Here is an 11,160-nt window from a genome sequence, read left to right on the forward strand (position 1 = left end):
AGTCGGCTTCTCGTTCATTTTTCGGATATAATTAATGGTTGCGTGGAGCAAAGCTCATAAACCACTTTGTGATTTCCGGGTTGTGATGGCTTGGCATGATAAGGGGCTTTGCCGTATCCAATTTCAGTATTTCGTCCATTTCACTGTCGGTCAGTGTGAAGTCGAAGAGGTGTAGGTTCTGTTCCATACGTTCCTTGCGAACTGACTTCGGAATGACAATAATGCCCCGTTGCAACAGATAACGAAGTGCAACCTGCGCCCCCGTCTTGCCATGTGCGGCTCCAATGGCAGCCAACGTTTCATTCGTAAAGAAACCGTTCTTACCCTCGGCCAACGGTCCCCACGACATGTGTGCCACGCCCAACTCGTCCATATACTTGCGTGCTTCGGTCTGCTGGAAGAACACATGCGTCTCTACTTGGTTCACCGCTGGCACCACGTCCATGAAATGAGTGAGGTCGATAAGGTGGTCGGGATAGAAGTTGCTCACGCCGATGGCTCTCACTTTACCTGCTTTCAGTGCGTCTTCCAATGCGCGATAGGCATTGTATCGGTCGCCGAAGGGCTGATGGAGCAGCATGAGGTCGATGTAGTCTGTGCCCAACTTACGTAAGCTCTCGTCGATGCTGCGTGCCGGGGTATCGCCCTCGTAGGCAGACATCCAAATCTTGTCTACCACAAAGATATCCTCGCGCTTGATGCTACTCTTCCTGATGGCATTGCCCACACCCTCTTCGTTTTGATAGGCTTGCGCCGTGTCTATCATTCGGTAGCCTATGCTCAGCGCATCGGCCACGCAACGTTCCGCCTCTTCGGGCGACACCTGAAACACACCGTAGCCCAGCTGCGGCATTTCTACTCCATTGTTCAGTTTGATGGTTTCCATTGTTTTTTCTACTTTATGTTAATAATTGATGTACTTCGTCGAACACGCTGCGAAGATACGAAGATAAAACGAAAGTCAGCTTACACAAAAGTCGGCTTCGCGTGTTAATAACTCGGAAGATGCGCCGCATGCTCTTGTGCCCCGTCGGAGTGATGATGGCGAGCCGCACGATAGGAAAGGCAAGATAGGTGTAACGGGCGTGCAACTTTTTTCATATCACATAGTGAATCGTAATGATACTTTTTATATCTTTGCATACATAGTATCTATAGGAAGCTATAGATACTATGTATAGGGGAGGATAGATAATATCTATAGAAAGCTATAGATAGTATGTATATAGAAGGATAGATAATATCTATAGGAAAAGAGTATAAGAGTGACGACAAAGGAAGACATGATATGATAAGAACGCAACAGATGGTTTAACCCTTAAATAGATAGTGATATGATTATTTTCAAAGTAGTTTCGAGAATCCTCGGCGTCGGGCCGAAGAAAGGAAAGCGGGCTTATTATGCCCAGCAGAAAGGAATGAACCGCTTTTCGGCAGCATGGATGCTGGAGCGGATGGTGACAGAAACCTCGCTGAGCGAGGGCGATGTGATGAACGTGCTCATCACGCTGCGCAACCTCATCGCGGAGGTGGTGAAGATGGGTGGCTCGCTCGACTTGGGCGAAGTGCTCTCCCTGCGTACCCATATCCCCTCGAAGATGATGGAGAACGAGGACGACGTGACGGCCGACGTACTGAAACGCCCCTGCATCCTCGTACGCTGGAAGTCGCCCATCACCGACGCGCTGAAAAGCATTGAAGTGGAGGTGGACAACCCGAAGCGGAGAACGAAAGCAAAGACAGAGCCATAGAGGAGAATTGCAAAGAGAAAGGGTGGAGAGAAACTTTTCATCCCTTCTGCTGTATGGGTGTTTTCTGAAAAATTAGCCTGAACCGCAGACTTTTGTGTAAAAGATGACAGCGAGATAAACCATAACTTTGCAGCATCAAACAACAATTAAAAGATTTGGAATTATGAAGAAGTCATTTTTACTCATGCTGATGCTGCTGGCAACATTCTTTCTTCCCCAAGACTTCAAATCCATAAATATTTAACGACATGAACAAAATGATGACTCTATTGGCAGCCTCGCTGATGCTGGCCGGCTGCAAAGGAAACGCAACAACAAGTAAAAATCAGGAGGACAAAAAGATGCAAAAGAAAGTATTAGTGGCTTATTTCTCTTATTCTGGCACTACGAAAGGCTATGCCGAAAAGATAGCGCAATACGCCGGTGCCGACCTTTTCGAAATCGAGGCGGCACAACCCTATACGGCTGCCGACGTGGATTGGCAGGACGACCATTCGCGTGTGAACCGCGAAATGAAGACCGAACCCGACAGTAGGCCCGCCATCGCGAAGAAGGTTGACAACATCAAAGACTATGATGTGGTGTTCGTCGGATTCCCCATCTGGTGGTACATCGCTCCGAACATCATCAACACCTTCCTCGAATCGCACGACCTGCAAGGCAAAACCCTCATTCCCTTCTTCACTTCTCACAGTAGCGGACCGGGCGAAACGGATAAGCACTTGCACAAGTCCATTAACTATGATGTAACATGGAAGCCTGCCGTTCGCGTGAACCGCTGGAACGACAAAGAGTTGAAAGCGTGGGTAGACGAGTCGTTACGGTAAGTTTTACCCCCAATTATCATTAACGGTTAAACACCAATAAAAATGAAAAGATTCACAATTGATATAAAAATGAAGTAAAGATGAAAAAGATAGTAGCAATAATAGCAACCATTATGTTGAGTTCAGGTGTAATGGCACAAGGACAGAACAATGGCGGCAACAGTTCCTTTCCCTTAAACAATTTCGATCACAGCGTAACACAGCCTGCACCGGGTGGAGATGTATCCGATGGAGGACCTCAGGCTGTATCGAATATCACATCGGTTTCAGGAGTTCCGCTTGTGCGCCTCAATAACGGTGTGGCGATGCCTCGCTTCGGATTGGGCACGCAAGTACAGAGTATGGAAAGCCCCGGACAACGGCAACAGCTTAACGAGACGGTTCGTGGTATGGTTATCTCTGCCCTTCAATCGGGATATCGACATCTCGATGACGCTATTTTTTATTATAATGAGCGGGGCACAGGCTGGGGAATAAAGGAAAGCGGCATCCCACGGGAACAGATATGGCTGACCAGTAAAATCTCGGGCAACTTGGCGGATGCACAGAATGCGTTTGAGGGAATGCTCCGTCGGTTGCAAGTTGATTATATCGACCTTGTTTATATTCACCATCCAGCAGGTACGCTTCAAGATATTCTTGCTTGTTGGAGAGTGATGGAAAGAGAGTATAAAGCAGGACGAATTCGTGCGCTTGGCATCAGTAACTTTGATAACCGCATGGAAGCTTTCAACTATATCATGCAGAATGCAGAGATAAAGCCACAGATAGCACAGATAGAATGTCACCCACTTGCACAGCGCATAGAGGCACGTCAGCTCTACGCCAATAATTATGATATGCAAGTGGAGTGCTGGTATCCATTGAATCATAATAGTGGGGACGTCAATAACGCTACACTTCAGCGAATAGCTAACGCACATAATAAGTCGGTTTATCAGGTTATTCTCCGTTGGCATATGCAAGAGGGTTTGTGCCCTGTTCCTGGTTCAACGAATGTTGCGCACATTCGTGAGAATATCAACATCTTTGATTTTGCTCTATCGGACGCAGAGATGGCAGCTATTCGTGCGATTAATCGTGGTAATGCAGGACGCTCATTCAATTTGGCTTATGGTAACTGGACCTTTGGTAATTTCCAAGATTACACTTACAATCATACCTTTACACCTACACCTACTGCTATCGAAGGTGTTCGAAGCAATGTAGATGGACAGGATGATAAGATATATAGCTTGGATAGTAAGCAACTGACTGCTATGCAGAAGGGACTTAATATAGTACGTTCAGGTAATGGGGCTACAAAGAAGGTACTTGTAAAGTAATAGTTTTATAAGAAGTAAAGGCAACAATGAAGAAATTATTAATAACATTGACAATTATGGCAACAACATTAACAAACACTCACGCACAGCATTATGGCGAAGAGGGACCGACACTGACGCCGAACAATCTCGGACTGGTCTATGAGAACGCTATTGAGAAGAACGAGGACGGCAAAGTGAACATTCACAAAGTAAATTACAAAGTAGACGGGATTGACGTCGTGGGCAATGTCTATACACCAGCAGGCTACACGCCACAAGGAAACTACGCAGCCATTGTGGTGGCACATCCTAACGGAGGAAGTAAGGATCAGACTGCCGGGCTCTATGCCCAACGATTGGCGGAAGCGGGCTTTGTAACCCTGGCTTTCGACGCACGCTATCAAGGAGAAAGCGGTGGCGAACCACGTCGCACCGACAAGCCGGCTTTCCGAATCGGTGACATCAGCGGTGCCGTGGACTTCATACAGAACTATCCCGGTGTCGTCCCAGAACGAATCGGAGCTTTCGGCATCTGTGGCGGTGGCGGTTATACGTTTGCTACGGCTCAGGCGGATAAGCGTATCAAAGCTGTGGCTACATTGAGCCTGTTCAATACGGGCGAAGTACGCCGCAACGGCTTTATGCGCACTCAGATGAATACCATCCAGGAACGACAGAAAGAGGCATCACTGGCAAGACAGAAAGAAGCTGCAGGCGAAAAGCCCGAAGTACTGGGCTTTGCAGATATGTCGCCAGAGGAGGCACGCAAAATAAAGGTAGACCTTTATCGCGAGGGCTTTTTCTATTATGCCGTTACACACCGTACACCTAACGCGCCAGGCAGTTACCTGAAAAGTTCGTTGATGGATATGATGGCATGGGACGCTACCGACCATGCTGACCTCATCAGCCAACCTCTGCTTATGATTGCAGGCGAAAAGGCAGACAGCAGGTATATGTCAGAAGAGGCTTTTGCCAAGGCAACGGGCACGGCAGACAAGGCTATCTTTATCGTTCCAGGCGCTACACATATCCAGACATATTTTGTCAAGGAGTATGTCGAGCAGATTGTTAGCAAGATAGACCAATTCTTCATCAACCATCTGTAATAAAGAATTTGCAGCGAACCGCCACACTGGCATCAATGCTCTTACAGACAAATATAGCAAACATCATTTATATTTACATGAACAATCAAATAAGAAAAGAATAATGGAAAAGAGAATATTAGGCAAAGACCTTGAAGTGTCGGCAATAGGATTGGGTTGTATGGGCATGAGCCACGGATATGGTGAACCAAAGGACAAGAAAGAGATGATCGCCCTTATCCGCAAGGCACATGATTTGGGTGTCGACTTCTTCGATACCGCAGAGTGTTATGGCCCGTATGTCAACGAAGAACTCGTTGGCGAAGCCTTAGAGCCTATTCGTAATGAAGTGAAGATTGCAACGAAGTTTGGTATCCAGCTGAGGGGCTTCAAGCAGATACACGACTCTTCTCCAGCAACAATCCGTGAGAGCGTGGAGGGTTCGCTGCGCCGACTTCGCACAGATCATATCGACCTTTATTATCAACACCGTGTGGACAAGAATACACCGATAGAGGAGGTAGCCGATGCAGTAGCTCAACTCATGAGAGATGGGAAAGTGCTCCACTGGGGAATGTCGGAAGCAGGTATAGACAATATCCGTCGTGCCAATGCCGTTCTTCCACTTACCGCTATACAGAGTGAATACTCTATGTTTTGGCGTGAATCGGAAGAGAAGCTCTTAGGAACATTGGAGGAATGGGGTATAGGACTCGTACCTTTCAGTCCGTTAGGCAAAGGATTCCTCACCGGTACAATAACAAAAGATGCAAAATTTGGAAATAACGACTTCCGTTCTACGGTGCCTCGCTTCTCACAAGAGAATATTGAAGCAAATATGGTTATCGTAGATTTGGTCAAGACTATAGCCCAACGAAAGAATATCACTCCAGCACAGGTGGCTCTCTCATGGCTTAAAGCGCAGCGACCATTCATTGTTCCAATCCCCGGTAGTAGGAGCTTGAGACACTTGGAGGATAACATTGCCGCTGCCGAAGTCACTTACACCGAGGCTGAAATGGCGGAAATCAACAAAGCTTTGGACAACATTGTCTTGAAAGGTGACCGGTATTCGGCGGAAAGTCAGAAGAATATAGACAGATAAAGTCAAACATAGAAAGCACTTAGAGAAATGAGAACAAGACAAATTATTATCGCTGCCATGCTGGTGATGTCGGCTGGCGCAATGGCACAACAGCCCTTGTCAATAGTCAGGCAGGGTAGCTTCTCGGTGGGTGGGAAGACGATTCTTCATGAAGGGAAGTATGATAATTCGAAGTTTATCGGCTGGGCTGAACAAGATGAAACGGGACAGAGCTGCCGGGTGGACCATGCTTTTGTTAATTATCAGGTGCCAGCTGATGCCCGTAAGTTCCCACTCATATTCGTGCATGGCTATGGCGGCTCAGGTGTTTGCTGGGAAATGACGCCTGATGGTCGTGAGGGCTTCTCTACGCTTATGCTGCGTCATGGCTATCCAACCTATGTAATGGATCTTCCTGGGCGCGGGCGGGCAGGAAGAACATCGTCCACAACAACAGTAAAACCCTTGGCTGACGAAATGTTCTGGTTTGATATTTGGCGCATTGGTGTATGGCCTAAATATAATAAAGGTGTACAGTTCAAGACCGACTCAACCTATCTGAGCCAGTTCTTCCGCGAGATGACACCTGATCTTAGCGACCATACGCAGGACATTCCCGCCATCGACGCTTTGGTGGAGGAGCTCGACTCTGCCATACTCGTCACCCATTCGGCAGGTGGCTTCCCTGGTTGGATGGCTGCGATGCAGAATCCTAAGGTAAAGGCAGTGGCTGCTTATGAGCCTGGAGTATATGTTTTCCCAGAAGGTGAAGTGCCTGCCAAGATTGACGGGTTGACTGGCGGCAGTACCGGAGTCCCTGTGCCAATGAGCCTTTTCAGGTGCTTGACGGAGATTCCCATAGTGATGTATTTCGGCGATTACATTCCGGAGAAACCCAGCAAGAATCTTGGTGATGAGAACTGGCGCGTGCGCTTGCAGATGGGACGTAAGTTTGTTGAATGTATCAATCGTCATGGTGGTAATGCCAAGTTAGTTGAGCTTCCAAAGGAGGGAATTTATGGTAACACCCACTTCTTGATGCAGGACTTGAACAATGATGTCCTCGCTGATGTTTTTGCGAGGTGGCTAAGTCAGAATCATTTAGATATTAAGTAGTCATTGGAAAGCGTATGAAAAAGAAAATAATCATAGCACTGATGACTGTTGTAACAACTACTTCAGCGATGGCACAGACTCGTGTCGAAGAGTTCCAACAACCTTATCCGGCAGGGCAGAAAAATCCCCCAACGGCTAATTTTACGGGGGATGTGTGGCTGTCTCCAGTAATAAAGGACGACAGTCTGCAACTCCCAGCTATCAATGTGACCTTTGCTCCTGGTTGTATCAACTCATGGCATTACCACACAGGCGGTCAGATTCTCGTTGCGACGGCAGGTACTGGCTACTATCAAGAGCAAGGAAAGCCTGCCCGCCGTCTACATGCCGGTGACATTGTGGAGATTGCCCCAGGGGTGGTTCACTGGCATGGCGCGACACCCGACAACTGGTTTGCCCACGTGGCAGTCATTCCCAACAGTAAGACAAACAGGACTGTATGGCAGAATCCTGTGGGAAAAACTGCTTATCATGCAGCTGTCAAGGAGAGCGACAGCGTATCTGCCGCCAAAAGTCTCACAGCTCGTGAGCGAGCAATTATCGCACTCGGCTCATATACGGGTAAAGGCGACTTGAACGGGCTTCGCCTTGCCATTGCGCATGGCTTCGAGGCAGGAATGACACAAAACGAAATAAAGGAAGTTCTTATTCAGGCCTATGCTTATTGTGGCTTCCCACGCTCATTACGTGCCATACAAACAATGATGGAAGTGGTCGAGGCGCGCGAGACTAAGGGGATTAACGACCCGGTAGGGCGCGAAGCAAGTGCCATCAAGGCAAAAGGCAACAAGTATCAGCGTGGTGCCAACATCCTTGCCGAACTCACGGGCGTACCTGCAGGCAACAAGCGGGCGGGCTATACAGCCTTTGCTCCTGCGATTGATACCTTTTTGAAGGAGCATCTCTTTGCCGACATCTTCGAGCGCGACCTGCTTACTTATCGTGAACGAGAGCTTGCCACCGTGTCCATCCTCGCCGGTGTGGGCGGTGTAGAGCCTATGTTGCAAGCGCATATGGGTATCTGTCTGCATCTCGGCATAACACCCAACCAATTGGATAAGCTGATAGATATTATCGAATTCAATCTTGGCAGACAATATTCAGCCCCTGTTCGTAAAGTATACGATACTTTGACTAATAAGGGATAAGCATCTACTTAAACATATATAACGGGCAGGGGTTCTTGAAAAAGAATTCCTGCCTTTATTGTCTAACAACAAAATTATTTTTATGAAACGATTAGTAAACACTCCTTCTTTCGTGGCGATAGCCTCGGGAGAAGCACAATCGGGGTATCCGCCACAATCTATTACGGATACGTTTATTGACGAGATTATCGCATTGGTAAGAAAAGAGACGAATTACGAAACCCTGTTTCGTACGTTGCGCTACACCCGTTTCCGGCTGACACGCCTGCAAGAGACGTGTCATATTGAAAACGGGATGGGGAAAAAATGTATTGGAACTGCTTTCCGTCATTGATACGGAGCTAAGGCTTTTGAAAATCCGCATGCAGGGAATTGTTTCGGCACCGAAAACCATCTCACAGTCCAAACCAGACAGGAAGTTCCTCTGGACGGGAAAGATTACGGACTTGGTAGAACTTATTTACGGCCTTGCAGAAATGTCCTGTATCAACGAGGGCAAGGTAAGCATCAAGGAACTCTCTGCGTTCTTCTATGACTTGTTCGGTGTAGACGGCAAAGATGCCTATCGCCTCTATGCCGACATCAAAGAGCGAAAGAGTGACAGCCGTACATATTTCCTCGACCAGATGGCGAAATCCCTGAATGAGCGAATATACAAAGATGAAGAGTTACAGGCTAAACGAAGATGAGTATAAAAGGCAGACAGTGCATAAATAGTCCTATCGAACTCTATTTTCGAGTGTCGATAGGGCACTTTTCATTACCGTTGAAGAGAACCGAGTTTCAGATGAAAAGTTTCTCTCAACTAAAATTGAGTTTAGTCTTCTTTTCATTTCTCCAATACTAACCTAATCACCTGATAAATAATCTTTATCACATTCCACAAGATAACGATGGGAGCGAGAAAAAGCCCTATCAGCCAATAGACAATCACTTTGATAATCGTCAGGACTCCGAACTCTTCCAATGTCATGACAACTCCCGGCATGCGAAACAGAAAATTGCACAGCTGCCATCCCGCCACTAATGCCACAAGGAAATATCCGCTCATAAAAGCATGATCGCTCATGCTATCAAACAGGAAGTCCCATTTGTATCCGAGAAAGAAAACAACGGCATAGACAACCAAAAAGATGACGGAAGTTAAAATGGACGTGAACCGTTTCTCTTTCCGACAATCTACGCATAACGTATTTGCATTGTGCCCGGCACATTCCGCGCACAATCCTTTCTGACATTTGGGACACTGCGTAACGGCAGGTCGATCAGGATGATAGGAACAATTCATAGCACAATATCATTTGGTTCATTACAAGCACAAATATAATGAATTTAGGTGATTTTTGCAAATCAAACCGTTGTTTTATTGGCTTTTAGGCAAAAGATGCGACAAAGACTCATCATTCTTAATCCGTTCCAGCTCATCTTTTACTATCTGCTTCACCTCTGCCTTGATACGGTTGTAGTTTTCCTGTATCTTTTCTCGCATACGGTCGTTGCCTTCGGCATCGGTGAAATCGGTGATGATGGGAATAGGCTTATACCGTTTCGTCTCGGTAACCACTTGGACGTTGTCGATGACAATCTCGGCATGAAAAATCTTCTGTTCGATACGCTCGTCGAAATTATCCGACACCGAGCCGACGAACATTCCCTGTGTCAGTCCCGAAATCTTGCTCGGTGGTATGAGGGCATCCATCTGCGTATTGATGGAGGTCGAAACGTCCTGTCGATTGATGGAAATGGACTGCCGCTTCTGCAACACTTTTCCAAACCGTTCCGAAAGCGTCTTCGCCGTTTCTCCCACCACCTGTCCCGAAAAGATGTTCCCTACCGTGTTCATCACTACCTTTGCCTCCTTATCGCCGTAGTCGCGTGTGAGCTGAGAAAAGTCCTGAAAGCCCAGACACACCGCCACCTTGTTGCTGCGCGCCGTGGCAATGAGGTTGTCGAGTCCCTTGAAATAAATCGTGGGCAGCTCATCAATGATGACCGACGATTTGAGCATCCCTTTCTTATTGATGAGTTTTACGATGCGCGAGTTATACAACCCCAGTGCCGCCCCATAGATGTTCTGGCGGTCGGGATTGTTGCCCACGCAGAGTATCTTCGGCTCTTCGGGGTTATTGATGTCGAGCGTGAACTCATCGCCCGTCATCACCCAGTACAGCTGCGGCGAAATCATCCTCGACAGCGGTATCTTCGCCGAGGCAATCTGCCCCGCCAGCTGCTCCATCGCTCCACCCTGCCACGCGTCCATGAAGGGAGAAAGGTAGTTCTCTAATTCGGGATACGACGTGAGAATGGGAAACACATCCTCGTACTTCCGGTTGAGCAGTTCGATGGCATGTGGAAACGTGCAGTATTTCCCATCCTGATAAATGCGCAGATACCAGATGATGGCGGCAAAGAGGATAATCGGGCTTTCCACGAAGAAGTCACCCTGCTTCTGTACCCACGTCTTGTTCAGGTTGAGCATAATCGTATAGGCACTCTCGTAGGCATCCGAAATGTCCGTCATGAAGTCGGGATGGATGGGATTACAGCGGTGCGACCGCCGCGGATCATCAAAGTTGATGACATAGAACTTCGGTTTTATCTTGTACCCGTCCAAGTGGTTGATGAGGTGATTGTAGGCAATCATCGACAGGTCGGGAAACTTGAAGTCATAGACATACATCGAATACCCCTTTTCTATTTGTTGCTTGATGAACGAATTGACCACGGCATAAGACTTTCCACTGCCCGGTGTACCCAGCACGATGGTGGCACGGAACGGGTTCACCACATTGATCCACCCGTTGTTCCATTTCTTCTTGTAATAAAACCGTGTGGGCAG

General features: G+C 47.5%; 12 protein-coding genes. 9 read left to right on the plus strand and 3 right to left on the minus strand.

The annotated features are described in order from the left end of the window. Nucleotides 1-31 precede the first annotated feature (31 nt). Entirely contained in the window at nucleotides 32-886 is an 855-nt protein-coding gene (locus tag H164_RS0112695; protein ID WP_019968974.1) for an aldo/keto reductase, read from the minus strand. A gap of 448 nt (nucleotides 887-1,334) precedes the next feature. Between H164_RS0112695 and H164_RS0112700 the strand changes: the two genes are divergently transcribed. The 9 genes from H164_RS0112700 (at nucleotide 1,335) to H164_RS0112740 (ending at nucleotide 9,010) form a co-directional block, all read left to right on the plus strand. Further along, nucleotides 1,335-1,751, plus strand: a complete 417-nt coding sequence (locus H164_RS0112700) for an HU family DNA-binding protein (protein ID WP_019968975.1) — start codon at nucleotides 1,335-1,337, stop codon at nucleotides 1,749-1,751. Between the two features lie 248 nt (nucleotides 1,752-1,999). Then, nucleotides 2,000-2,578: a flavodoxin gene (locus tag H164_RS0112710; RefSeq protein WP_019968976.1), complete on the plus strand. Its 579-nt coding sequence runs from the start codon at nucleotides 2,000-2,002 to the stop codon at nucleotides 2,576-2,578. Between the two features lie 80 nt (nucleotides 2,579-2,658). Beyond that, nucleotides 2,659-3,903, plus strand: coding sequence for an aldo/keto reductase (locus tag H164_RS14960; RefSeq protein WP_019968977.1), 1,245 nt, complete (start codon nucleotides 2,659-2,661; stop codon nucleotides 3,901-3,903). 56 nt (nucleotides 3,904-3,959) lie between these two features. Next, entirely contained in the window at nucleotides 3,960-4,994 is a 1,035-nt protein-coding gene (locus H164_RS0112720; RefSeq protein ID WP_019968978.1) for an alpha/beta hydrolase, read from the plus strand. 103 nt (nucleotides 4,995-5,097) lie between these two features. Beyond that, on the plus strand, nucleotides 5,098-6,078 hold the full coding sequence (locus H164_RS0112725) for an aldo/keto reductase (RefSeq protein ID WP_019968979.1): 981 nt from the start codon (nucleotides 5,098-5,100) through the stop codon (nucleotides 6,076-6,078). 57 nt (nucleotides 6,079-6,135) lie between these two features. Further along, nucleotides 6,136-7,173 (plus strand): alpha/beta hydrolase, encoded by a 1,038-nt coding sequence (locus H164_RS0112730; RefSeq protein WP_019968980.1) that lies wholly within the window; start codon nucleotides 6,136-6,138, stop codon nucleotides 7,171-7,173. 14 nt (nucleotides 7,174-7,187) lie between these two features. Next, nucleotides 7,188-8,321: a cupin domain-containing carboxymuconolactone decarboxylase family protein gene (locus H164_RS0112735; protein WP_025830356.1), complete on the plus strand. Its 1,134-nt coding sequence runs from the start codon at nucleotides 7,188-7,190 to the stop codon at nucleotides 8,319-8,321. Nucleotides 8,322-8,403: 82 nt separating this feature from the next. Next, a complete protein-coding gene (locus H164_RS15290; RefSeq protein ID WP_081622298.1) occupies nucleotides 8,404-8,655 on the plus strand; it encodes a hypothetical protein in 252 nt (83 codons plus the stop codon). A gap of 16 nt (nucleotides 8,656-8,671) precedes the next feature. Continuing rightward, nucleotides 8,672-9,010 (plus strand): RteC domain-containing protein, encoded by a 339-nt coding sequence (locus H164_RS0112740; RefSeq protein WP_248616204.1) that lies wholly within the window; start codon nucleotides 8,672-8,674, stop codon nucleotides 9,008-9,010. Between the two features lie 140 nt (nucleotides 9,011-9,150). On the opposite strand, the gene H164_RS15725 is transcribed toward H164_RS0112740, so the two are convergent. Both H164_RS15725 and H164_RS0112750 read right to left on the minus strand, forming a co-directional pair. Continuing rightward, nucleotides 9,151-9,390: a hypothetical protein gene (locus H164_RS15725; protein WP_155808068.1), complete on the minus strand. Its 240-nt coding sequence runs from the start codon at nucleotides 9,388-9,390 to the stop codon at nucleotides 9,151-9,153. Between the two features lie 294 nt (nucleotides 9,391-9,684). Then, a partial coding sequence (locus H164_RS0112750) for a TraM recognition domain-containing protein (RefSeq protein WP_019968984.1) occupies nucleotides 9,685-11,160 on the minus strand: 1,476 nt, incomplete at its 5' end.

Origin of the sequence: Segatella maculosa DSM 19339 = JCM 15638, assembly GCF_000382385.1 — a bacterium.
GTDB lineage: Bacteria > Bacteroidota > Bacteroidia > Bacteroidales > Bacteroidaceae > Prevotella > Prevotella maculosa.